This window comes from Ktedonobacter robiniae (assembly GCF_016587375.1).
Lineage (GTDB): Bacteria > Chloroflexota > Ktedonobacteria > Ktedonobacterales > Ktedonobacteraceae > Ktedonobacter > Ktedonobacter robiniae.
In genome coordinates this window covers 2,427,494-2,452,123 of record NZ_BNJG01000001.1, presented here as the reverse complement: position 1 = coordinate 2,452,123, position 24,630 = coordinate 2,427,494, and the positions used below count along the sequence as shown (strand labels likewise).

Annotated in this window: 22 protein-coding genes and 1 pseudogene; 2 read left to right on the top strand and 21 right to left on the bottom strand. The window is 53.9% G+C overall.

Annotated elements, in window-relative coordinates:
• Window positions 1-4: 4 nt before the first annotated feature.
• The 7 genes and pseudogenes from JMJ04_RS10280 to JMJ04_RS10245 form a co-directional block, all read right to left on the bottom strand.
• Entirely contained in the window at window positions 5-1,726 is a 1,722-nt protein-coding gene (locus tag JMJ04_RS10280) for a hypothetical protein (RefSeq protein ID WP_201370416.1), read from the bottom strand.
• A gap of 31 nt (window positions 1,727-1,757) precedes the next feature.
• Window positions 1,758-2,135, bottom strand: coding sequence for a response regulator transcription factor (locus tag JMJ04_RS10275; protein ID WP_201370415.1), 378 nt, complete (start codon window positions 2,133-2,135; stop codon window positions 1,758-1,760).
• Between the two features lies 1 nt (window position 2,136).
• Window positions 2,137-4,812 (bottom strand): GAF domain-containing sensor histidine kinase, encoded by a 2,676-nt coding sequence (locus tag JMJ04_RS10270; RefSeq protein ID WP_201370414.1) that lies wholly within the window; start codon window positions 4,810-4,812, stop codon window positions 2,137-2,139.
• A 381-nt stretch (window positions 4,813-5,193) separates the two neighbouring features.
• Window positions 5,194-5,940 (bottom strand): COG3942 and LysM peptidoglycan-binding domain-containing protein, encoded by a 747-nt coding sequence (locus JMJ04_RS10265; protein ID WP_201370413.1) that lies wholly within the window; start codon window positions 5,938-5,940, stop codon window positions 5,194-5,196.
• Window positions 5,941-6,128: 188 nt separating this feature from the next.
• Window positions 6,129-7,594: pseudogene (locus tag JMJ04_RS10260) on the bottom strand (amidohydrolase).
• Window positions 7,595-7,846: 252 nt separating this feature from the next.
• Complete coding sequence (locus JMJ04_RS10250) at window positions 7,847-8,773, bottom strand: alpha/beta fold hydrolase (protein WP_201370411.1); 927 nt, start codon at window positions 8,771-8,773, stop codon at window positions 7,847-7,849.
• Between the two features lie 460 nt (window positions 8,774-9,233).
• Entirely contained in the window at window positions 9,234-10,160 is a 927-nt protein-coding gene (locus tag JMJ04_RS10245) for a methyltransferase (protein ID WP_201370410.1), read from the bottom strand.
• Between the two features lie 4 nt (window positions 10,161-10,164).
• On the opposite strand from JMJ04_RS10245, the gene JMJ04_RS10240 reads away from it, so the two are divergent.
• Window positions 10,165-10,833 carry a transaldolase family protein gene (locus JMJ04_RS10240; RefSeq protein WP_201370409.1) on the top strand — a complete coding sequence of 223 codons (669 nt, stop codon included), beginning with the start codon at window positions 10,165-10,167 and terminating at the stop codon, window positions 10,831-10,833.
• A 1,138-nt stretch (window positions 10,834-11,971) separates the two neighbouring features.
• On the opposite strand, the gene JMJ04_RS10235 is transcribed toward JMJ04_RS10240, so the two are convergent.
• From JMJ04_RS10235 to JMJ04_RS10185, 12 genes are all read right to left on the bottom strand, one after another.
• Window positions 11,972-12,316 carry a hypothetical protein gene (locus JMJ04_RS10235; RefSeq protein ID WP_201370408.1) on the bottom strand — a complete coding sequence of 115 codons (345 nt, stop codon included), beginning with the start codon at window positions 12,314-12,316 and terminating at the stop codon, window positions 11,972-11,974.
• 514 nt (window positions 12,317-12,830) lie between these two features.
• A complete protein-coding gene (locus JMJ04_RS10230) occupies window positions 12,831-14,006 on the bottom strand; it encodes a cytochrome P450 (RefSeq protein ID WP_201370407.1) in 1,176 nt (391 codons plus the stop codon).
• A 204-nt stretch (window positions 14,007-14,210) separates the two neighbouring features.
• Window positions 14,211-14,996 carry an ABC transporter permease gene (locus tag JMJ04_RS10225; RefSeq protein ID WP_201370406.1) on the bottom strand — a complete coding sequence of 262 codons (786 nt, stop codon included), beginning with the start codon at window positions 14,994-14,996 and terminating at the stop codon, window positions 14,211-14,213.
• Window positions 14,997-15,758 carry an ABC transporter ATP-binding protein gene (locus JMJ04_RS10220; RefSeq protein WP_201370405.1) on the bottom strand — a complete coding sequence of 254 codons (762 nt, stop codon included), beginning with the start codon at window positions 15,756-15,758 and terminating at the stop codon, window positions 14,997-14,999.
• 12 nt (window positions 15,759-15,770) lie between these two features.
• The gene (locus JMJ04_RS10215; RefSeq protein WP_201370404.1) at window positions 15,771-16,634 is read right to left on the bottom strand and encodes a pentapeptide repeat-containing protein; all 864 of its coding nucleotides are present in this window, start codon (window positions 16,632-16,634) and stop codon (window positions 15,771-15,773) included.
• A gap of 218 nt (window positions 16,635-16,852) precedes the next feature.
• A complete protein-coding gene (locus JMJ04_RS10210; protein ID WP_201370403.1) occupies window positions 16,853-17,062 on the bottom strand; it encodes a hypothetical protein in 210 nt (69 codons plus the stop codon).
• Between the two features lie 109 nt (window positions 17,063-17,171).
• The gene (locus JMJ04_RS10205; protein ID WP_236038143.1) at window positions 17,172-17,636 is read right to left on the bottom strand and encodes a helix-turn-helix transcriptional regulator; all 465 of its coding nucleotides are present in this window, start codon (window positions 17,634-17,636) and stop codon (window positions 17,172-17,174) included.
• Window positions 17,551-18,045: a hypothetical protein gene (locus JMJ04_RS46475; protein ID WP_236038188.1), complete on the bottom strand. Its 495-nt coding sequence runs from the start codon at window positions 18,043-18,045 to the stop codon at window positions 17,551-17,553. Before JMJ04_RS46475 ends, JMJ04_RS10205 begins: the two co-directional genes overlap by 86 nt.
• 251 nt (window positions 18,046-18,296) lie before the next feature.
• Window positions 18,297-19,514 (bottom strand): winged helix-turn-helix domain-containing protein, encoded by a 1,218-nt coding sequence (locus tag JMJ04_RS10200; protein WP_201370401.1) that lies wholly within the window; start codon window positions 19,512-19,514, stop codon window positions 18,297-18,299.
• Window positions 19,478-20,044 (bottom strand): hypothetical protein, encoded by a 567-nt coding sequence (locus JMJ04_RS10195; RefSeq protein ID WP_201370400.1) that lies wholly within the window; start codon window positions 20,042-20,044, stop codon window positions 19,478-19,480. Before JMJ04_RS10195 ends, JMJ04_RS10200 begins: the two co-directional genes overlap by 37 nt.
• Before the next feature lie 134 nt (window positions 20,045-20,178).
• Window positions 20,179-20,484 carry a Tn3 family transposase gene (locus tag JMJ04_RS10190; protein ID WP_420799462.1) on the bottom strand — a complete coding sequence of 102 codons (306 nt, stop codon included), beginning with the start codon at window positions 20,482-20,484 and terminating at the stop codon, window positions 20,179-20,181.
• Between the two features lie 116 nt (window positions 20,485-20,600).
• On the bottom strand, window positions 20,601-21,092 hold the full coding sequence (locus JMJ04_RS10185; RefSeq protein ID WP_201370398.1) for a hypothetical protein: 492 nt from the start codon (window positions 21,090-21,092) through the stop codon (window positions 20,601-20,603).
• 311 nt (window positions 21,093-21,403) lie between these two features.
• Between JMJ04_RS10185 and JMJ04_RS10180 the strand changes: the two genes are divergently transcribed.
• The gene (locus JMJ04_RS10180) at window positions 21,404-22,435 is read left to right on the top strand and encodes a glycosyltransferase family 2 protein (RefSeq protein WP_201370397.1); all 1,032 of its coding nucleotides are present in this window, start codon (window positions 21,404-21,406) and stop codon (window positions 22,433-22,435) included.
• Window positions 22,436-22,446: 11 nt separating this feature from the next.
• Here JMJ04_RS10180 and JMJ04_RS10175 read toward each other — a convergent pair whose 3' ends face one another.
• Together JMJ04_RS10175 and JMJ04_RS10170 are read right to left on the bottom strand one after the other, a co-directional pair.
• Complete coding sequence (locus JMJ04_RS10175) at window positions 22,447-23,385, bottom strand: metallophosphoesterase family protein (protein WP_201370396.1); 939 nt, start codon at window positions 23,383-23,385, stop codon at window positions 22,447-22,449.
• Window positions 23,386-23,650: 265 nt separating this feature from the next.
• The gene (locus tag JMJ04_RS10170; RefSeq protein WP_201370395.1) at window positions 23,651-24,349 is read right to left on the bottom strand and encodes a hypothetical protein; all 699 of its coding nucleotides are present in this window, start codon (window positions 24,347-24,349) and stop codon (window positions 23,651-23,653) included.
• Window positions 24,350-24,630 lie beyond the last annotated feature (281 nt).

Below are 24,630 nucleotides of genomic sequence, written 5' to 3'. Positions count from 1 at the left end.
GAGCTTACTGAGTCAGGTCCAGCACATATCCATTAATGGCAATGATTTGATAAGTAAAACCTCTCCTCGGCGCATACTCATCGACGATGGGAAGAGTATATTGATCGCCGTCCTTTTTCACATAACCAATATCAATGGGGAAGACATAGGCTGCCTTCGGATCTGCGCTCACTACATCATAGTAGCGATGATAGCGATTATGGCTATCCTGTAGCTGGTCATTCACCACCGCGCAGATGACGCGCTCATTGCTCAAAAACATAATTTTGTTGCATGTCCAGTAGTCACTGTAGATATGGCTAACACGGTGGCTCAACAAAGTATTAATCAAGGCCATATCGCGGGCATTATTCGCGCTGATCGCGGGCGCTTCAGTGTATGCATCCACTGATCCAACGACCAGTAGAGCGCCTACCAGTGCTAGCAGAGCGCCGCAAACGACGCGTCGGACCTGCACCAGCGTACGTAACCGTGCTTGAACAGAGATAAAACCTTGCCAGAGAGGCCAGAAGATGGCGGGAGTCGCCACCAGGAAACCGATCAGATAGCGGGCATGAATACCCGGCCAGTCAATGGGCGCGCTACTAAAGGCATAGAGGTAAAAGGTAATAACCGCGCTGATCAACAATGCCAGGTGAATGACCTGACGACGCAGCCAATGGGTAGATTCCAGCGCAGCCGCTTCCAGCTCGACCTGGCGATTACCACGCCACTCTCTCCAAGCCCCCCACAGACCCCAGAGTGCCAGGAGAATCGCAATCCCCAGGAGCAGCATATAGCTATAGCCCCAGGCTTCCCGAATCAGTGTGCAACCTCGTGCATACGAGGTGGTTGGCCCCAGTGCGGCTAATTCGTTGGCCTGGCAAAAAGGCTCTCCCGTCATCATAGGAACGCTAATATCGATGGCATGTTTGACCGCCAGAATTTTTACTTGCGTTGTCATTATCCCATTGCCGCGCAAGTTATTGAGCACGGAGAGCGAATCCTCGCCAGGGGCAGCATGCAGGTTGTAGTAGAGCATGGGGAATGCCCCTACCAGCAGACCAATGAGCGCGGCCAGGGGCGTAATGAGTTGCAGCAGCTCGCGCCAGCAAAAGACCACGAGGAGCAGGCCCGCCATTAAGACAAAAGGAGCACTAAGCAGGTCATCCCAGAGACTTGTCCCCGCGATTATCCCCCAGGCCAGGTAAACGACAATACGCCAGCGACACTCACGCAAGCGCTGATATGGACGATAAGAAATAACGAGCCAGCCCGCCAGCAAGAAGAGGAGCGAGCCAAAGAGCAGTGTCTCTGTGTAGCCGCCGATTGCTGATAATTCCCGCGCCATTATGAATGACGAGCCAGTTCCCAGGAAAAAGAGGCAGAACAGCGCCCAACCCTTGCTATAGACGAGGCGGGTCAGCAAATAGGTACTAATCAGAAAGAGCGTGAAGATCAGTAACAGACCGAAACGCAGCATAAAAAGCGAGGGACCAAAGAGGCGAAAGAGTAGGGCGGCAACATAGGCCTGGTGTGGTCCCATGTAATACTGACCATAATAAAAGGTGGGATGCTCACCATTAAACGCGATGTGCAACCCCATTAGACCAATCGTACCTTCATCACTATTTGTTGCTGGCCATCCCTGGCTTATTAAACCCAGGCGGATCACAAATGCTAGCACCAGCAATCCCACAAACAATAATTCGTGAGTGCCGATTTTCCTATTTTTTAGCAACTTCATACAAATAACACCTTAAAACTTTATGTATCTGCTATGCACGCATAAATGGCTCAACGATGCGCAAAACATCATCAACGGAGAAGGGTTTGGGCATCGTCGCATCCACTTGCAAGGGAATGGTATCTAAGAGGTTGTCCAGGGCGGACATTAAGACGATGGCGTGGCGCATACGTATATCTGGCTGGCGCGCCAGTTCCAGGCATACCTCACGTCCATCCATAATGGGCATGAGCATATCAAGAAATACGAGATAAGCATGTCCCTGAAGCATCTTCTCCAGGGCCTCACGCCCATTGCGCGCAATCACAATAGGATAGCCTTCAAAACTGAGAATATCCACCATCATATCGCGAATAATAGGGTCGTCGTCTACAATCAGGATCTCCTGCGGCTTCTTCTGCACCTGCATGTTATTCTCCTGCTTCGGCTGGCGGCTCTACCTGTAGTAGATAAAAAGCGAAAACAGAACCTTCATTGAGCCCACTACTCTCCAACCAGAGCTTGCCTCCCATGGCCTCAACATAGCGCCGGGAGATATACAAGCCTAAGCCCGAACCGCGCACCGGGGTTGTCAACGAGCGTGGCGCACGCACAAATTTATCAAAAATGCGCTGCTGATCTTCTGGCAAGATGCCTTCTCCCTGGTCACGCACCTGGATGACGATGACGGGAGCGTTCCCCTGCTCGACAATGGTCATATGGTCAATTGAACCCTCGGGAAGCTTCTCCGCGACATGTGAGAGAATATCTTCTTCCGCTGTTACGACGATCTCACTCTTCGCTGGCGAGTACTTTGACGCATTATCCAGGAGATTTTGAACTACCTGGCGCAGATGGACAGCATCGGCCCTGACCCACAGACGCTCATCAATAGGGAGCTTAATGCGTTGTTCAATGCTCAAGAGCAGCGTGCTCGCCGCCATCTCAGCCACGGAGCGCACCTGCACCACCTCAAGCCTCAGCTCGAGCTTCTTATCAACCGCGCCCATCTTCGCTGCCTCGGTCATGTTCTCGACCAGGTCGTGCAATTGCTGCGCGGCGGTACTGATCTTGGTCGCGAAGCGCAGAATATCCGATGGACCAATGCGCGAACTCTGACGCTTGAGCAGACTGGAATACCCAATAATAGCGCTCATCGGGGTACGTAACTCATGCGAGGCTGTGACCAGAAATTCGTCCTTCAGCTTATCCATACGCTGTAGCTCGGCATAGGCCTCTTCGCGCTCAGAGAACAACTGAGCATTGCGAATGGCACTCGCGGCCTGAGCACAGATCGCCAGCAACATTCCAACATCCTTCGGCTTAAAGGTTCGCCCCTCTTTGGGCAACGAGACTGAGAGTAAGCCGATAAAGTCCTCCTGGTAGAACATAGGGATCATCAGGAGCTGTTGCGCCGGGATGGCGTGCAGGAAGAAGATGCCCCCTTCGTTACTATGTTGGGCCAGTTCTTCAATACGCTCTGAATTGAGATAGAAGAAAGCTTCATCGCGTATCTGCGGCTCCAGAAAGGTCTCCCGGAAGGGGAGGCGGATCATACGTGTCAGCGCCTCATGCTCTTCCTTATTGTGCGGCGGCTCAATGGCGGGCCGCCCACTTCCATCGTCAAGCAGACTGACACTCGGGCGGCCATACATGGCCTCGGCGACCAGCTCTTCATGCGTGAGTGAGAGCTGGAAGAAGACGCATAACTCGACATCGACCAGGCTCGCGACCTTCTCCACAAAGCCATTCAAGAGTTCGTTGATGTCCAGCACCGAGGTAATGGTCTGTAAGGTACTATTAATGGCGGCCAGCTGTGCCTCGCGTTGCTTGGCATCGCGCAAGAGGTGCCGATCTCGCTCATAAAGCTTGGCATTCTCGATGCTCACAGTCACGATCTGGATCATGGTCTCCAGGACCTGAACTTCCTGCGAAGGGTAGGCGCCCGTCCGGGGGCTCGCCAGACTTAACGAACCCGTAACGCGATTAAACATCTTCATCGGGAGAAAGACGAAAGATTCGGCCTGGCTCTGATCGCCCCAGGCTCCCCGCAAGAGCTCGCCATAGCGCTCAACCAGGGCTGGCTCTTGCGCGGGCGAGAATTGCAGGCTCTCCTTCTGTACCTGGGCGACATCCCACCATATGGGGCGCGCCTCTTTGGTCGAGACCGTAGGATTTGTCAGCAGTTCTTCGCACCGCTGCCCATTCTCAATGGCAAAGACATCATAGAGGCAGACGGTATCGCGATCATAGAGAGTCAACTGGAGCGACGAGACATCTACCATCTGCGAGGCAAAGCGATAAATATCTTCAATAAGATCATAAAGCTTAACATTCGTGGGGAAAGCGGTACTGATATCCTGCAAGCGCTGCAAGTACTCGCCAGTCCGCCTCTGCGCGCGCTGCAAACGATCATTCTGGAGATACAACGCTACACGTTCAGCGTATTGCAGCGCTTCATGGCGCTGGCGTGCCTGAAAGACCGCGCCGCCAGTATGTTCTAACTGGTAGAGCACGATGATACCCAGCGTCTGCGGCTGTGGATTCTGGCTCTCAGGAAGCTCAATAGTGTTCACTTCCTGTACGGGCACGGCAAGGTAGGCACTGGGCGTTACATCTACCTGGGGAATATGACCATAGCTGCGATGAAAGATCGAGAGGTACTCATCATGGGTCATGAGAAAGGCTTCATTGCGCTGCCACACCCGGCCAATGGCATCCTGCCCTCGTGTATAACACTCGCCTACGGCAAAAAGCTCGCTCTGTTGAGGCGTAACATCTTCTACCTCGGGAAGATCAAACTCCTCACCTCGATGCAGCTCCTCGGATTCATCACGCTGAAGCTGGAGCGTCACACGTCGTCTGGGAACGCGCATATTGGCCACACCAGGCTCCAGTAGCTGGCCCGAAGCCAGGGATGCGACATTGCGCACGCGTATATGATATGTAATGCACATCTGATTCTCGCTCTCGTCATACAGGGCGATGCAAGCTCCATGCGCATTAAACTGCACCATCATCTGCTGCAACAGTTTTCGTATGAGGGATGCAGAATAGGTCGTTTCACTATGAAATTCGGAGTTTCCCCAGGTCGAGGCTGAAGTCATTACTTTCCCCTCGGTTCCTCTCTAAACCGCTAGCTGTTTAGTCTTTCGTGTGGAAATGGCGACTATACTACCAAAATAAACGCTACTATCCGTCTTTGCGTAGCATATCATACCACCTTAGTGGATTCAACGCCATTAGTATTAGCGTATCATCACACCTATATCCCTCCCCTCTATCTATTATCCTATACTTGATCTAATGAATCCGATGTGCAGTTTTTTTTGTCGCCTGCGGCGGCAAAGAGGTAAAAAAGGCATTGTGCGAAAAGAAGGCGAGCTTTCTCACATGCTCATCGACCTATCCGGTCAAGTTCTTGTAGAGACAGAGAAGCGGTAAGCTGAAAGCTTACCGCTTCTCTGTCTCTACAAGAACTATTTAATTTAGTAGACGAAGGCAATGCCCGAGCCAGGAGTGAGAGTGGTGTAGGCCACCGAATAAGGGTTGGCACCCCAGTTCATGTTGCTGGCGGTGAAGGTACCATTGGCGTTGATGCTCTCAACGATGGCCACGTGGCCCAGGCTACCCGCACCCTGCACATAAGGCTGCATGACAACAACCGCGCCCTTTACAGGGGTGTAGGAGACGCGCCAGCCGAACTGATGAGCGCGGTCAACCCACTGATAGGCGTTCGCGTTGGTGGTCCAGGGCACATAAATACCATGAAGCTGATGGTAGCGCTCAGTCGCCCACCATGTGCACTGAGGATAGGCAAAATAGTTGCCAGTTCCCTTACTTAAAGGAGCTGTGTAACCTGTGGTGCTGGTCTGAACCGTTGTGGTTGAGCCATTATCCGAGGTCGTGGTTGTAGACCCGTTTTTAGGAACACAAATATGCTGGTTAACATAAATTACATTTGGATTTGTCAATTTGTTGTAGTCAGCAAGTTTGCTAAAGTTAGTACCATACTGACTCGCAATCTGAGTGAGAGTGTCACCCGATTTGACAATGTACGTCTGGTCATTGCTTCCACAGTAGGAAGCAGCGAACGCGCTAGATATAGAGCCGATGAAGCCCGTCGTAAGCAGCGCTATCGTAAGTACGGTCAGGATAACAACATGTCCTGCAAGGATACTTGTTGTCTGGTGCTGTTTACAGTATTGCCAAGCCTTTTGGTAATACTTCTGCATGTGCGTTTGCCTCCATATACTACATTGCTAATGCGCGGGCCCGTCACCCGCGAGCACTGTATTGGTGCTTACAGTCAATGTGCTGTTCATTGATGTGTATATTAGCATATGCATATCCTGGCACAGCTTGAAACACTGTGAAGCATAGGCCAAAAGGACTATACAAACCAAAACGCCTTAACCCCGCTCTAGATGCGCCCGTACACGATATGGCCCCCAAAGATCGTGGCTGCGACGCCGTTCTCAGGCATTTTTTGTTGCGGTACTGCGAGGATATCGTCGCGCAGGACAATAGCATCTCCCAACTTGCCTCTTGTCAACGATCCTTTCACTTGCTCCTCGCCCGCAGCATAGGCTGCACCTAAGGTATAGGCCCAGAGCGCATCTCGTATGTCAAGCGCCTGGTCCGGCAACCAGGATGGTCGCTGACTAAAGGGATCGCTTCTAACAGTCGCCGCGTAGAGAATACTGAGCGGATCATATGTCTCGACAGGCGCGTCAGAGCCCAGGGCAATGGGAATTCCCATGGCACGCATAGTACGATAGGCATAGGCGCGCTTGTGACGCTTGCCCCAATAGCGTACCGCCAGATCCCGGTCGGCGACGGCGTGATAGGGTTGAATGGAGGCAACCACGCCCAGGCGTTTCATCCGCTCCAGGTCCTCGGGCGCGATCAACTGCACATGCTCAAGGCGATAGCGGAGCGCCGATGCCTGGGGCGAGAGACCCTCGCGCTGCGCCCACTGCTGAGCATATTCAATCGAGTTGAGCGCGACACGCGCCGCCCGGTCGCCAATAGCATGAATAGCGACTGTCAAGCCCATAGCCGTAGCGTCACGCACGACATCCTGCATCTCTTGCTCGGGAATTGAGAGGATGCCTCGATTGTTGGGATTGCCTTCAAAGCCTTCTAGCATGGCTGCGGTCTGCGAACCCAGCGTTCCATCGGCGAAAATCTTGATGCCGCTGACCCCTACCAGGTCATTCTTCTCCATGCTGATGCCATACTCGCGCAGTTGCGGCAACATCTGGCGTGGAAGAATCATCTGCACACGCACACCAAGTTTATTCTCGCTGCGCAACTGCTGGAAGAGCTGCAAGGTATTCTCGCCTTCGATATTATGCACGGTGGTGATACCATAGCGCTGGGCCTGGCTCAAGGCGCGCTCTATCAGCAGGCGATCCAGTTCGGGGTCCGAGTGCTCGACTACGCGATACACCAGTTCCGTGGCACCCTCCTCCTGCAAGACACCCGTTGGCTCGCCCGATCCGTCACGCAAGATGGCGCCTGTCTCTGGCTCTGGTGTCTCGGCGGTAATGCCTGCGCGCTGGAGGGCCAGAGAGTTGACCCAGAGCAGATGTCCATCCTTGCTCCAGAGCACGACAGGATGATGGGGGCTACCGCGTCAAGCGAAGCCTTTGTGGGGAAGCGGCCCGCGCTGTTGCCCGTCCAGGTATTTTTATCCCAGCGCCCGCCCTGAATCCAGCGTCCAGGTGGGGTCTGTTGCGCGCGTTGGCGCACGAGTTCGGCTACCTCGTCTTCGCTGGTACACATCTCCGCGTCGATATGATGCGCGCGATAGGCGGCGCTCATGAGGTGAATATGCGCATCGATAAAGCCTGGCAAAACGGTCTTGCCACGCAGGTCAACCATTTCGCTCTGCATATCAGCCAGGCGACGTACCTCGTCATCGCTGCCCACAGCGAGAATGCGCCCACTGGCCAGGTCAATCGCCATAGCCTGCGCGCGCGGTTGCGCCGCATCCATCGTATATATGTTTCCATTGAGATAAATAACTCTCGCCATAACCAGACCTACCTTTTCTACCAGTGTATTTTCGCAAGAGGAAGTGCGATGAACACGGCGAATGCCATGCTCATCGCACTTCCTCTTGCGAAAAATAAACTACTCAGCCATAAAGTCAATGATCGCCTGTGAGAGAATATCTGGCCGATGCAATTGAATATCGTGCGCGGTGTGCGGCATCCAGAGCACCGAGCAGCGCGAGATGACGCGTGCCACCTGAGAGGCCATATAGCCCTTGGCGGCAGCAAATTCGTTCGCGCTTTCCAGGCGCTCAGGCGGATCCTCGCCCTGCCGAGGCTGGGCCGCCGCGGGTATCAACAGGACCGGGCAAGTCAGCTTGCCATAGTAGTCCAGGGCGCGATCATCCCAGAGCGAGGCGCGAATTTGCCGCTGCTGCTCAAGTCCCAGGCGCTCTTCAACACTGCCATCCGGATTCTCGCGCACATAGGTATGCACGATGGCCTCAATGTCTGGCGTCCAGAAATCATCCATCTCCTCACGCATCTCGCGCACAAAATCGTTCCAGGAGAGCGAGCGTTCCTGGTCACCTCGCCCACGTAAAAAGCGCTCCCGCGTCATTCCAGGCCAATAGCGCGGTTCGACATGCGGGCAATCGACGAGCACAAGATGGCTGATAAGCGCGGGATGGCGCGCGGCCAGGGCCAGGGCCACACGTCCCCCCCAGCCATGCCCGACCAGGGCGACCTGCCCCAGGCCCAAGGCCGCCATACCATGTACCACATCCTCGGCGATATTCACCAGGTCATAACCCGTCTCCGGCTGCTCACTTAAGCCATGGCCCCGCAGGTCAAAGGCGATGACCGGAGAGTGCTTGTAGAGCCGTCCAGCTACCAGGTGCCAGGTATCGGCAGTCGCGCCCAGCCCATGCAGCAGTATCAGGGGAATATTATCGTTATCCCATTCCTGGCTCTGCTCCTGAGCCGTGTTCAGTTGTGCCGGATCCCATTCCAGGTAGTGTAGGCGAATAATATCGGTGTCAACAAAAGAACTGCGCGGCTTGATCATCTCTATCCTCATTCTCTAAAGGTAATGAGCAGCAAGCTCCAAAGCCGAACTGCACAAAGACGCTCACCATCAACAGACTTTCCGCGCTCAACTCCAGTGTTAAGCTTATCTCACCTTCCACCCACACTCCTCTTGGACCCTGGCCCCACCACTTCTCAGCGCCTGCGGCGCTTCTTTTGGTGTAGGTGGTGTGGTGCTGGCTTGCCTTCGGCAAGCCAGCACCACACCACCTACACCTATGAGCCACTGACGTTGCGTTTGCATAATATGTTATTGTATTGTACCTCATCGAAAAGGATATTTTTAGTATACGCGCGTTCGTCTTTGCGAGGCATCTTCACAGCCCTGGTAGCACTCGCTTAGCGCGTGCGTAAGCCATGCGCATGCAACACTTTAAATTTGGTATTACCGCCAACCTCCTCGAAGGCGTGAAAATGTGCGCGTAGCACAGGCTCATATTTCAAAAAGCGATTGGCAACCAGGTAGAGGCGTCCCGTGGGACGCAAAATATGCGCGGACTCGCGGATAAAACGCTCAGCAATCTCAGTCGTTTGCAGGCCCCCTGATGAAAGGGGGGATTCGTTGCCACGAGATCGAACTGCTCTGTATAGACCGCGCGCGCGCCATCACTGGGCAGGATACGGATATTGGTCAAGCCCTGCTCAGCGGCCTGTTGCCGAGAGGTCGCCACCGCCGCCAGGCTCACGTCCACCATTGTGACCCGGCCCCTAGTTGCAAGACGCGCGATATGCAGGCCAATAAAACCCGCGCCACACCCCAGGTCAAGAGCCTGGTCAGTGGGCTTCACCTCTAGCGCATCTAGCAGCAGGCGCGTCCCCTCATCTAGTTGATTCTCCGCGAAGACCTTCAACACCTCAGAAGCCTTCTCACTGGAGAGTGTATCGTCCTCCTTCACCGAACAGAGCACACGTTGCCCCTTGCTAATTTCCAGGGTCTCACAGTTGCCAAAAATCGCCTGCATATGCTTGCCAATGGTCAGAATTCCTCGCTCCTTCGCGCCGGCCACGTAGAGTCTGCCGCCTTTGCGTAGCGCGTGGGCCGCGACGCGCACACCATAGATCATCCAGGCGTTAGATGGCTGGTAGAGAAGATTCAACAGCGCAACCTCTACCTCGCCCGCGTCGTGAGATAAGATATAATCATGAAAAGCCACATGCTGCACGCGCTCAGGAGCGATATACATGCTGGCCTCAGCATTGGCAATCGAATCTTCAGCGAGAACCAAGCGCACATCCTGGATCTGCTGTGTTTGACGCCCCTCTACCAGGCGGCGCACATAGGGATCGAGCGCGGAATTAAGGACAAGTACAGACTCATGCCCCGCGAGGCGAACGGTTGCATCAAGTAAAGAAGATTGGAGTTTCATAGCTATGGCCCTTTACATTGATAGTGCTTTTCTCGATGATATTATAGCCGTTGCGCGAGTCGTCCCCATAGCGGGAGTGACGACTAACCCAACGTTGATGCTCACCGCACGCCAACGCGGTCAAACCCTGACCCCCCAGGCTCTCCTGGAAGAACTTCTGCGCCAGCTACCCGGCGAGACTATTTTTATCCAGCCAGGAGCAAGCGTGGCTGAAGAGATGCTACGTGAGGCACTTACGTATATCAACGCCGGCCCCGAGCGAGTCGTCCCGAAGATTCCGCTGACACAGAGCGGCATGCGTGTTGCCCGGCAGCTTAAGCAGCAGGGATGGTGCATCGCCTTTACCGCCGTCACCTCGCTGGCCCAGACTTACAGTGCCGCCATGGTTCCCGCAGATTATATCATCCCCTACTATAATCGTTTAACGCGCGCCGGGGTTGACGCCAGCCAGCGTATCCATTGCATGGCGCAGCTTCTTACGCAGTCCGCTCTCCCCTCGCGCATCCTCGCGGCCAGCATCAAAACACCGTTAGAGGCTGCATCCGCGCTCCTGGCCGGTGCGCACGACCTGACCGTGGCACCCGAGGTATTACTGGAGATGGTCACAGACCCGGAGTCCGAGGCCGCCGTCGAGCGTTTCTCCCAGGATTGGCAGAAGATGAAAAAACTGTAATTATTCTTTTCGTTGCTTTTGCCAATACTATGAAATAGTATTCATCATACACGTTTATCAATTCATTGCTTCGTCATCACTTCATGTTATAGTATTGGCGTGACGGAAAAGAGGAAACCCCTGGTGGAAGTTGAAGTGGGATAAGGATCTGCTCCTGGTGGTGGGGAGTCGTGGAAGAGGGGAGGGGACTGGTCCTTTGAGGCAAGACAGCGGTCCTATAGGTAGGAAGTGTAAGTGGGGTCGATAGGAAGATGGTAGGGGGAAGTGGTGAGCTTGGAGTCAATTGATAGAGGTGATGTTGCCAGGTGGGGAGCAGGAGTATCACAAAGACACAAGCATAGATGACGTGGAGGGCCGCTACAACGTGCAATGGGTCGTGAGTGAGTGACTCATGCGCACATAAGCTCTCTCCGCGTGAAATAGTGGATACTATCGTCATTTGGTAGGGTGGTGAAATATCTGACCAATACTTGGGGTAATTGAGGGATGGCCGGGGAGATAGCGTCAGAGTGGAGCGTGAGGATGTGCAGGTGTGACAGGCGCTCGGTGGTGAGTTGTGTTGCGCGCGTTGTGATATATAGACTTTTAATATCACTTTTGATGATGTAGTGTAGGGGTAGCCTGGAAGTGTAGGGAATGAATGTGAGAGGGGGCGCCAGGTGCAAGGGAGGCCATATAGCGCGGCACAGGTGGTCGGTCATGGGGACGCGGCCAGACTTCGTAAAGTGGGAAGAGGGGTAGTTGGTCTCGTAGTGATTTTCTTGGCTACGACCTATCCGGAAACCTGAGCACATAGCGCTTGCCACGTGAGTGGCGCTGGTTTTCGTATAAGAAGTAGCGGTGGTTATGTGGTAAGGGTTGTTTCTGCTCAGATACCTGAAAATGGGGACGTGGCGAAGGGTGGTAGCGCAGGTACTGGCACCAGGGATGCAAATGGGTATGCCACTATCTATCTTGAGCCAGGTAGATGGATATTGGGGGAAGTGGGAAGTGGAAGAGCTAGGCATGCATATTCTTCTTGATAGAAACCGGAACGGGTGGTGATGAGAGGTGGTGGTGAGAAGCCTGTGGAGAATACTCCACAGGCTTCTTCTTGTTTTGGGGTCATACATTTTTTCCTCCCGTTTTTCCCGCTAAGCTAGAAAAAGGGAGAAAGACTCGTTTTCTGCCATATAAAATTTCCAAGCAGCAATACATGTCCAGAAAGAGAAAGCATCTTTTTGTTTCTGGGCGAAAGATCCATAAATTGCCCCATAAATTTTCGTTTTTGTGGGAAAGGATGAGAAACTCGCTGCGATTTCAACCTGAGTTTTGCGCACCACCAACCGGCCCTTAAGTAGAAAACGCGCAGAAAATAACGCCAGGGAACATCATGGCAATGTTGAGCGTCGGTTTCCTGCGCCGCCTCGGCCTGAACAGTTTCTTCCCCCTTTTCCCCTTGAACGAAAGAACGCCAGACGATATCATTATGGCGATGGTACATTGCTCTCCTCAAGATCTCTTTCGACCAGGAGGGAGAGGCTTCGCCACTACCAGTTCAGATCGCAGCACGTTCGCGCCGAGAACCAGTACGCGAAGCAACAGTGTCAGGAAAATGTGGTGGATGTACTCAGGATCAGGACGCTGCAGAGTCGTCTGAGACGCAAGGTTTCTGCATCTCAGACGACTCCACGCAGGCCTTGTCCATTAAAATATCCGTTTCCGGAAGCGGTCACAAGGACCTTTCCCAGAGCTGACCAGGAGGTCAATCATGTCCCAGTTCACGGACGAGCAGGTCAAGATGCTCTCGCCGTAACAGTAAGTAGTTAGGATTGCGCCAGAGTGGCGGTGAAATGATTTCATGTTCGTGAGAAGCCATTGGTAGGAAACTCCATTCTCAACCATTTTTGATTGACAACACACAAAAAAGCCGTGGGCGAGACCAGTCTGGTGTCACCCACGACATATCGATTCATCGCTCATCGGAGAGGGATCTGCTCGCCAGGGCTCACGTTATGTTACTTCTCCCATGTCAAGGGCAACTGCTTCACCCCAAACGCAGACATGCTCTTGATCGGGGACAGCGGCACATCGGACACGTGCCAGGAGCCGGGGAGGCGGTCGAGCATCTCGTTCAGCGCAATCTTTGCCTCCAAACGCGCCAGGGGAGCGCCCAGACAGAAGTGGATGCCGCGCCCGAAGCCCAGGTGCCGATTCGGCTCACGCTCGATCGTGAACTGATCGGCATTGGGGAATTGGGCCTCATCACGATTCGCCGAGGGGACCCAGGCAAAGAGTAACTGACCAGCTTCTATGCGCTGATCGCCAATTGTCGTCTCGGTCACGGCCCAGCGCGGCACGAGTTTGACCGGCGAGTAGTAGCGCAGTGCCTCTTCAAGAGCCTTGGGCACCAGGTCGCGATTAGCGCGCAGACGTTCCACACTTCCTGGATTCTCATCCAGGCACAGGATGGTATTGCCAATCAGATTGGTCGTGGTCTCGTTGCCCGCGACCAGGAGCAGCACGCAGAACCCGATCAATTCCTCGTTGCTCAGGCGCTCCCCATCCACTTCAGCCAGCAGCAGCGCGCTCACCAGGTCATCCTGGGGATGAGCACGCCTCTCCTCAAAGATCTGGGCGAAGTAGTCGACCATGCTGCCTGCTGCCTGTATGCCTTCCTGCATATCCTCTTCCGTCGCTTCCGCGTCTCCCGAGACGAAGGCATCGGACCACCGCTTGAAATCCTCACGCCGCTCTGCGGGAACCCCCAACAACTCCGCAATGACCGTGATAGGCAGAGGAGTGGCCAGATCCCTGATTACATCCATCTCACCCACAGCCTGCACCTGGTCGAGCAATCCGCTGGTGATCTCCTTGATGCGCGATTCCATGTTAGCCACCATGCGCGGCGTGAAGGCTTGCGACACGAGCTGGCGCAACTTGTGATGGCGCGGCGGGTCCAGGCGTACAATGCTCGAACTAATCGGGTTCACATCGCGGTACTCGGCTGGCACAAAGCGGTTCTGCTCGGAAGAAAACGTCGCGTGCTCAGTGATCACGCGTACCACATCGTCGTAGCGGAAGATGTGCCATCCCTGTATATTCGGGTCGAAGAACACAGGTTGTGTCTCACGCATCTGACGATACCAGTCATACGAGGCGGTGAGCTCTTCTCTATTGATTTTTTTCTGCATAATTCTTCTTCTTTCTCTTTTTATTCTCTTCTACTTCATTGGTGGTACATGCCCCACGCGCGTGAGCAGATCTGGCCCTCAGACGTGGGGCATTCTTTACAGACGAGCGTACATTCTGTCGGCTCCCTGTCATGTGGACGTGCTGAACGTGTCGAGCAAGAGGAGAGATGGTGTGAACGCCTTTCCTCGGAGAAGGCCCTCTGTTTACACGCGCTTTTGATAGGCCCTCATCGCAAAGATGTAGGCCACCACCAGAATGCCGACGCACCAGGCAAGCGCCACCCAGATCTCCTGAGACACGGGCTGTCCATATAGCAACGCACGGATGGTGTTCACGATCGCCGTCACGGGCTGGTTTTCGGCAAAGACGCGGACTGCCAGTGGCATCGATTTGGTCGGCACAAACGCCGAGCTGATAAAGGGCAGGAAGATCAGCGGATACGAAAAGGCGGTGGCCCCTTCCATCGATTTGGCGCTCAATCCGGCAATCACCGCTAGCCAAGTTAACGCCAGCGTAAACAACGCGAGAATACCGACGACGGCCAGCCATGGCAGAATGCCCGCCGACGAGCGAAAGCCCATAATCAGTGCAACGAGGATGATAACCGCCAACGAAAGCGCGTTGGAGACCAGCGAGGTCAGCACGTGTCCCCACAGCAGGGTGGAAGGGGCTATCGGCATAGAGCGGAAGCGCTCAATGATCCCCTTTTGCACATCGTTAAACAACCGGTACGCCGTATAGGCTATCCCGCTCGCAATCGCAATCAGTAAAATCCCAGGTAATAAGTAATTGACATAATTGCCTGTCCCGGTTTGAATGGCGCCACCAAACACATACACGAACAGCAACATCATCGCAATAGGCGTGATCAGGACTGTGATAATGGTGTCCATACTGCGGAAAATATGGCGCATAGAACGACCAAGCATCACGCTCATATCGCTGAAAAAGTGCCTCTGTATGGTTTCCTGTTTCTGTATCGCTTCCATTTAGTGTTCCTCCTTTTTGCCAATGATGGCCAGAAAGATCTCCTCCAGAGTCGGTTGTTTTTCCACATACTCCTTTTGAGCAGGGGGAAACAGCTGTTTGAGCTCTGCGAGCGTGCCGCTAGCAATAATCTTGCCCTCATGGAGAATGGCAATGCGATCAGCCAGCTGTTCCGCCTCGTCCAGGTACTGCGTGGTCAAGAAGACGGTGATGCCCCCATCAGCCAGCTCCTTCACGACTTTCCACATCTCGATGCGTGCCTCGGGGTCCAGCCCGGTGGTCGGCTCGTCAAGGAACAGGATCGGTGGTGTTCCCACCAGGCTCATGGCCAGGTCAAGCCTGCGGCGCATCCCGCCTGAATACGTCGAGGCCCTGCGGTTGGCAGCATCGATTAAACCGAAGCGGGTCAGCAACTCGTCGGCCACCTGGCGCGGCTGTTTGAGGCGTCGGAGCCTGGCGATCATGATCAGATTTTCTTGCCCGGTCAACATCTCATCCACGGCGGCAAATTGCCCGGTCAGACTGATTGCTTGCCGCACGTGGTCTGGCTGTGACGCCACATCAAAGCCGTTGACGATGGCCGTTCCGCCGTCCTGTTTGAGCAGCGTGGTGAGGATTTTGACAAGCGTGGTCTTGCCCGCGCCGTTGGAGCCAAGCAGGGCAAAAATGCTGCCCTGCTCCACGCTGAAATTCACGCCCTTTAAGACATTGAGCTTTTTGTATGATTTTTGGAGATCTCTTACCTGAATTGCAGTGTTTTGCACAATCTTCGCTCCTTATGATAGAACAGCCACCTTCGAGACATCAGCTCCCAGGCCTTTGAGCGCGGCATACGTGACCTTATCCATCATCGCGCCCTCAAAGTGAATGGATTGAATGGCACGCTTCAAAGACCAGATCCCCACCGGGCGAAAAGACACATTTTTCAGGGTCGCTCCCTGAAACGAAACATCCTTGAGTGCTGGCAGGTCAAACGTGACGCCGAGAAAGGTCTGCCCATCAAGTCGCTGTCCGCTCAGGTCGGAATGTTTGAAGTCCACGCCGAGAAAGCGACAGCGTTCAAAAGTTGTTTTTCTCAGGTCGGTCTTCGTCAAGGTGACATCAGTCAGCGTGACGCCGATGAAGTGTGCTCCGACCAGCCCCGATGTGCTGAAGTTGGTGCGCACAAGGATGGCTTCACGGAAGTTCGCGTCCTGAAGGTCAAGGGTGGAGAAGTCGCAATCGGTCAGATTGGCGCCTGCAAAATTGGCTTCACGGACATCACTGCCCCGAAATGAGCTCCCGGTGAGGTCTGCGCCCGTAAAGTCCGAGCCGCGCAAGGCACTCGCTTGAAAATTGCCTTGATGCGCGACAACGCCCGCAAAGTCGCTCTGTGGCAGATGGCTTGCACTCAAGTTGATGGCCACCTGCCGCTGCAGCGCGTGGGAGAGGTTGGCGACCTCCTGGACGGTTTGCTCAATGTCGCCGATACTCTCAATGGTCATATCAAAGGCGGTTTCATCATCCTTGCCCTCGGCTTTGAGCTCACGGAAGCGCTCCTGCACATCGGAGAGCAGATCAGCCTTTAATTCGGCGACGCTTTTGACCTCCTCGTAGGGAGCAAACACGCCGTTGACATAGTTGGTCAATTTCTCATTCATACCAACACCTTTCCTTTACAAGAGGTTCTCCAGCACGCCCTTCGCGTACTCCCAGTTGCCTTTGTTGCGATACCTCGTATGCTGATTATACGGCATAGTACTATGTTTGTCAAGGTATTATTCATATTGCAATACCTTGCTCGATAAGCCAGCGCTCGGTTCTTTCTTTGGCATCCCTGGGGTGCATGACAAGCTTCCGTGTCGTCGTTTTGTACATCCTAGTCCAGGGCTTGCTCATTCGTCTCAAGGGAAAGCAGAACGAGCCCAAGACTTTGAATTTTCAAGAGAACCCGGTAGAGTGCCGCTTGATCAACTAGTAATCCGCGCAGCACCGTTTTGCCGGATGCCTCGTGAAGAATATCGAGTCCCTCAAACCATTCTTGCCAGGACGTGTCCAGATGTCCTTCGATAGAGATAGAGCATCGCATCTGCAACGCCTTCCTCCTTTCGTTCAGGATGGTTGAAGTATAAAGCCCCATCGGGTGAGTTGTGATCGCCCGATGGGGTGGTTGTGAGCGGGTGAGGGAGGAGGAGAAATTAGAGCAAAGAGAAGCGCCGTGCCGCCTCGCTGGCTTCAATACGGCTGTGAACATCTAGCTTGCGGTAGAGGCTTTGGACGTGAGTTTTTACGGTATTGAGCGAAAGCACCAGGGTGTTTGCTATCTCTGGATTGGAGCGCCCGGCGGCCAGCAGGCGGAGAACCCGCTGCTCTTGATCGCTGAGTGGCTCCAGGAGGAGTACATTCTCCCCGCGAGGCTGCGCCTCCCGGGTTGGCTGAGCACCTGGTTCCTGGGCAAATGCACGCAGAAGGGTCCGCGCGTAGGAGATCAGCACAGCCTCGCGCAGTTCCGGCAACAGTGTTTTCAACAACGCCTCCATTGCCGGACCTTCGTCCAGAAAGACGCGTTGATCGTTTTCAGGTTGAGCCAGCTTGAGTGTTTGTATGAGAACGGATCTGGCCATCCTGTGTTCTTGACGGGCAGCGTGAGCCAGTGCCTCCAGGATCTGGATTTTGAGAACGCTCCGCTGGCGCCCCTGCGCCTGAGCCTTCTCTTTCCAGGGAGTCAAACTCTCTCAATGCGGCTTCCCCTCTCCTTTGTGCAATGGAGAAGCGCGCGAGGACGAGCGCTTCTTCCTGCTGGTGCAAGAGCGAGCACGCTTTCTCCTGTTCGGACGCCTGGAAATCCAACGTCTGTCCCTTTTCCTGCGCCCATTGTTCTACCGCGGCGAGATCTCCCTGTGCCAGTTGGAGCCATGCCCGGCAGGCGCGTATCGCTCTTGCTGACCAGCCGAAGCGGGCATGCACCTCCCATGTCGAAAGCACATCCAGAGCCTGCCCAGGCTCTCCAGAAGCGCGGAAAATCTCCTGGTCTTCATCAACATGAGCAAGAGCTTGATGACAGTAGCGCAAAGCCCTACGTAACTCCCCTTTTTCCAGGCATACCTCACCCAATACGAGGGACGCAGCCAGGGCTACGGAATGATCGCCGAGGTTTTTTACCCTCCCGTACCCTTTGAGAAGGAACTGCCAGGCTGTATTCACCTCACCAGCAAGCAAGGCTTCACCCCCCTGATCAAAAGGTTATCAGGATACATGAGACTGCGCTCGGTCAGGAGTGGTTGAGCCTGGTGGACCAATGTAACCATACGGGTCAGATCTTCTTAAAAGAAAGTAAGGTCAGCGTGAAGTTGCAGAGCTTCGCCCAGCTTTTCTCGTTTCCCTTGTGTCTCAAAACCCTGCTCTGCCCACTGCACCAATGACTCGATACGTGTCCTTGAGATAGACGAGCGTCGATCCGTGGTAACCATCAGCGCGAGCGCATACTGAAAACAGAGATCTGGTTGGGCTTGCAGCTCTTCCTCCAGCATACGTCTCAGCCAGGAGTTGAAGAGTCGATACTCGTTCCGAAAGCTGTTGGGAACCGCAAAACGCTCGATCAACTTCGCCGCGCGGGCAAATGCTTCGCCTGTCAGCGCGGCTTCAATCGCTTCAGGCAGCATCTGTTGCTGCTCATACCAGCGACTGGCTTTGCGGTAAAGTTCACGCACTGCGGCGGTTCCCAGGCGCAGGCGGGCTTCGTGTTGCATGGCCTGCGCCCACAACGCATGATAGCGATACCACTGCTGACTGTTATCCAAAGGTTGGAGGAAGAGATTCGCCCGTTCCACCTGTTCTAGCAAGCGATCACTATCTTCTCTCCCCGTGATACTGTCGCAGAGCAAGGCGCTAAACCGGTGGAGCACGCTGGTCTGTAGCAAGAAGTCCTGGAGCGTTTCAGGCAGATTCGCCAGCACTTCTTCGCGCAGGTAATCAAGCAAGAAGCGCTGGTTGCCACGCAGTGTTTGCCCATAAGCGGAAGGATCAGCGTGTTTTTGCAGCACAAGGGCAGCCAGTTGCAGGCTGGCAATCCACCCTTCGGTGCGAGCTTGCAGCAATTCAACGTCCGTCTCCGAGAGAGCAAGCCCCATGCACCGGGTGAGAAAATCCTGTGTTTCTTCCCGAGTAAAGCGCAACTCAGTATTGCGAAGTTCTCCCAGGCGCCCGCGCACCCGCAGGCGAGCCAGGGAAAGCTCTGGGCCGATGCGACTGGCCAGCAGCAGATGCACATGTGGAGGCTGATGCTCCAACCAGAAGGCCTGGGAGGCGTGAATCGCCGGTTCGTGAATGACGTGATAATCATCCAAAATCAGCAAGATGGGCGAGATCTCTGCTTGCCGGTCGGCTAATTCATTGAGCAAGGTCGTCAAGCCAGTCACAAGAGAAGCCAGCGAAGAGGCAGACGCCTGTAGCAGGGTGAGCGCGCGTTCTCCGATCCCAGGCCAGCATCGGCGTAGAGCCTCAATCAGCGAGGTCCAGAAGCGCGTCGGGTCATTGTCCATCTCTTCCAGAGGAACCAGGCCACTGATTGGGGATGCCTGTGCGCCCATGTCGCAAGCAAGGTGGTCTTGCCCCATCCAGCGGAAGCGGAAAGCAGGGTGAGCGGGCGAGAGAGGGCGGTATCCAACGCCGCGAGCAATCGTTCTCGTATGACCAGCGTGGCAGGCAAATGTGGGGGAGAGAGCCTGGTCATCACGATCGTCGTTCTCAGCTCACCGGGTTCGCTGCCTTGCTGTGTCGTGGTGGAAGTGGCCTCTCTGCCTATACGGGCAGTCTGCAATTCGCCAGGTGGCGACGCCCGAAAGGCCCGGGCTACCTCCTCTAGACGTGTGAGCGTCACAGCGGCACTTTGTCCGAGATAGCGCTTGTGGGTCTGGCCAGCGGCTGTATGGTAGGCATACCAGTAGCCTGCGCCTCGTGCTCGCTGCTCTTTATAGACGTTAAGATGCCCGTGCTGGCCCTGGAAAGAGAATGAAGTATGGGTTGTTAACCAGGCAAAACACGACCCCTCGGTTCCCGGCTCAATCCACATCGGTCGTTGGTCAGAGATATGGAGTTTGTAGGAGTTGCTCTCAGGAACCAGGTGAGAGTCGCTGCAGGTGTTTTTGGCATACGTCCTTGTTCCACAAATAGGTTCTTCCCAACATCCCAACAAGGATGAGTATATCATAGAAGAGAACCAGCAGACAAGACGAGCCTTTCTATCACATCCTGTTTGAGAATCCACTCGGCGTCGCGAAAATACTCCAGCAGGAACACGGTCCGTTCAAGCTTGCCAAGCTCGGTCAATGCTCTCGCAACCTGATTTTGACGAGGATAGGCTGCAAGCTTACGCATCAACAAGGAGGCAGAGACGGTTCCATGATGAATGGATGAAGCCACCCGCCACATCTCATTCCATTGATCGGTAATGAGCTTTGTATTGACTTGGTCGAATGTCATGCTTTCCAATTTGGTCAACCCTAAATTCATGCCCATAACCCATCAGCGCCGCTACCAATACGAGCTTCTCATCTCCGACTGGAGAGCGATTAGCCCGCTTTTGATCTCTTGCTGTTTCGCCGTCAGGTAGGCAACTACTTCATCCGCTACGGCAAGCCGGGTCCGGTGTTTCTGGACAAGCTGTTCAAAACGGGCTGAGGGAGGAGGTATCCCTCGAAGGCTCTATATCTTCGGCTTCCGTTTACCGCAATATCTCCTGATCGCACACGCCCTTTGAGCGCATCAAAAGCCGCGGTCTCATAATAGGTTGGGGCAATTCCTTTCCCTGCCAAGGCATGCTTGCGCCATCGTTCAGTCAGATGCCCCAGTGGAGCAACCATTTTTCCCTTCCCAATTTTCTGAATCGGAGCCGTGACCCGTTTGCGGTGTTGGGCCAGGTGCGAGACCTGTTCAAGCGCCTGGAGAGCGGGTTCTGTCGCACGAACAGGAGGCCAGTCGAGCGCCTGGTAGAGCGAGAGCAAACTTTGGCGCATGGGAGCATAGCGGGTTTCGATGAGATCCAGGGAATCCCCATCGTCTGGGCGCAGCATTTTCGCTGAGGCGATGGTTGCTTGCAGTTCCGGTTCAGAGACTTGCACATCTCCATCATTTCTTGTTTTTTATCAGGGGGCAGAGGTGATGTCAATGAAACCGCTCTAAAACGGGACTGGAAGGCTATGATGTTGGTTTAGTGGGAGAAATTCTGGCTCATTTTGGAGATGCTTGCCCTTAGCGGGAAAACAGGGAGGAAAAAATGTCATGACCCCGTTTTAAGAAACAGGTGTGCCCAACATCAACAGTAAAAAACTCCCACTACTATCATAGCGAGAAATATCATGGTAAACTTATGCCTGAAAGGCTACTTGCTAAGAAAGAAAACGGCCTAAAGGTACGAGGAGAAAAACGTACAATGGTTGTCCAACAAGAAGAAAGTTCAACTACACCACCTACCACCCAACCAACGTATTCAATTGTTGCTCCGGTCTTTAACGAGGAAGAGACCATTCCCCACTTTTACGCTCGGGTCGTAGCTGTTATGGAACAGTTACAGGAACCATTCGAGCTAGTTTTGATCAATGATGGTAGTCGCGATAACTCTTACCAAATTTTGCAGTCACTTCATCAGCAAGACACTCGCGTGCGCGTGGTTGATTTCTCGCGCAACTTTGGGCACCAGGTTGCGATCTCAGCGGGACTCGACTACGCTCAGGGACAGGCTGTGATTATTATTGACTCCGATCTACAAGATCCACCCGAAGTCATTCTACAGCTAATTGAACGTTGGAAGGCGGGAGCTGAGGTCGTATATGCTCAACGCGCCAAACGCGATGGCGAGACAAAATTCAAGCTTATCACCGCCTCGCTTTTTTATCGCCTCATTAGCCGCATCACCTCTATCGAGATTCCGCGCAATGTAGGTGATTTTCGCCTGCTGGATCGTCACGTTGTGGATGCCCTGATCTCCATGCGTGAGCATCATCGCTTTATGCGCGGCCTCTCAGCCTGGGTTGGTTTTCGCCAGGAGGCCGTTCTTTATGACCGCCATGAGCGCTTCGCTGGAACAACCAAATATCCATTCCAGAAAATGCTCCGTTTCTCAATGGATGCCATTACCAGCTTCAGTCACCTACCCTTGCAAATCGCGACCACCTTCGGCATGATCCTGGCTTTCTTAAGCCTGATAGGCATCATTATTGCGATTGTGCTACGTCTCTTCACGGATGCAATTGTAGGACAGGCTTCGACTCTGATTATGGTGCTCTTTATGGGAGGCATACAGCTCATTTTTCTCGGCATCATCGGAGAATATCTGGGACGTATCTACGATGAGGTACGCGCACGCCCCCTCTATATTGTGCATCATCTCCTTGGACTCGAGGAGGAAGAAAAAGTGACTCGTGAGAAGCAGGGAATACGCTCTCCCAGGCGAACAGAAAAGTAAGCAAGCCTTGTTTAGCGTATACTCACGCGCCACTCTTTGAGCCAACGCCGGGAGTGGTGCTCACGCGCACGGATCAGCACCTCTTCCCCTCTTATCTGAAAGGCGAAACTCACCACTACATCCGGCTCATCGGGGACATAGGTCACGGTTTGCAGCTCCTTATCAATACGGACCGCGCCTTGATTCCCTGTATACCAGGGCGACATGAGGTTGATAAAGGTCACCGTGTTCTGCCCCAACTGCTCGCTCTTGACGAGACCCGGAGCCTCCCAGCCAGTATGGGTATGCCCGCTGAGAAAGAGACAGGTCCGATCGTGGCGCGCCAGGATATCACGCACGGCCTGCGAGTTCTCGGGCGAGAAGAAGTTCTGCATGGAGTTATAGTCACGACCGACATGTGGGTCGCGGTCCAGGACCGTGTTGCGCAGCGGGGCATGAAAGAAGATAGCGGCAGGCTTCCCGCGAGAAGCCATCAAGGTCTCGTCCAGGAACGCCAGTGTCTCACGTGAGACATAGACATAGGCCGGGTCCTGAAGCATATGTGGATCTGGGTAGTCGAGCATAATGCAGGTGATGCCTCCCACCTGCCAGCTATAGCGCGGGGGCTGCTGCCAGAAGTGGTGAAAAGTCTCTAGCATAGTAGCCGGATCTTCGCCATCGGGGCCATGAAATTCATGATTGCCCACACCTGGATAGAAAGGGATATCGCCCAGCTCCCGAGTAAGGCAGGTCCGGGCAAGCTCATAGTTAGCGGGCGCGCAGGTCTCCACCAGGTCACCTGGGGCGGCACAGAAGGCAGGCTCCCCCTCCTCCTGCCAGAGCGCGCGCAGATCAACAAACATTAACTGCAAACGCTGCTCGTGCACCTCGTGCCAGGCTGGCATGGCACGGTAGTGCATATCTCCAATCGCCCAGAAATAGAGGGCCGCCTCATGCGTTCCTTCACTCATATTTACCTCTCTATATGTATTTCTAACTCTATACTATTGTAAACTATATATATTAAGGCGGGGTAATAGAGTGTAGAGTATATGACGTGACCGGGCCCATTAGCCCGGTCACGTCATATACTCTACACTCTATTAAAGCACAGGTACATAAGTCAATAACATAATTCATAATAAACTTTACTTTTGCACAATAACACACCCTGCCAGCCCCTGAAAAAACCTGGCATCCCAAAGGGGGTGTCAGGTTATAAAAAGAAGAAATTAATCAGTGCTGTTGGTGAAAAGTAGATCCATCATTGAGAAAAATGAATTGCTGATCAAGCACATGCACGATTAAGTCGGGTTTTCCATCGCCGTTCACGTCTTTGGTGGCCTCACCCCAGGCGGGTGTGAGATCCTGACCAGAGCCCACGAGCGAGGGGCCAGTAAACATACGTGACTTTGAGGGATCGCCACCGGGAATCTCGATAATCTGGATGCGACGATTTAAATTGATAATGACGAAATGAGTTTTATTTTGTGCGCTATCATTGTGGCCAACTACGGCGTCAAACTGATATGTTCGCGGGCGACCATAGTGCAGATCATCCTGGTAAACATGCCACCAGGAAGCCAGCGTGCTCATCCCGAGAATCAATAACACGGTACAGGCCATGCCAATGACCATAATCAAAAGAGCGGGATTGCCCTTTTTTGCCTTTGGACGCTCACGCTTCAGGTCGCGTGACTCACGGACGGGAACCTCAACCATAGGCATCTCTCGTGTCTGACCCGAGCGCCTGCGCTGGGGAACAGCCTTGCGATCAATCATGACATCGTCGCGCGTATTGCGCTCACGTGTCGGCGGGTTTGAGCGATACCTCCGTGTACTTGTCCTCGACCGGGTTTCGTAGATAGCGTCATCTTCTTCTGCTGGATCATACATCAGCGGACGTGGCTCCCTTCTTGTCTGCATAGTATCCAATGACCCTTCCTCCTTTCTAGCAGAATTCTAGAACATATTTTCCTAAGTATACCAGAAGATAGGTTCTAGTCAAGCAATATCAATCCAGAAGGGCCTTTATAGCAAAAAATGGCTATGGGAGCCTGAAGCAAGAAAGATTTCATACAAACATATAGAGGCAAGCCGAGGAGAGTTTCCTCGGCTTGCCCGGTGATGCGAGGCGGGTTGGGTTAGAAAATAGTCTCTCGCCGTAGCTGTGTGATAGCTTAATAAACTACTAAGATCTTATGCCGAACCCCAAC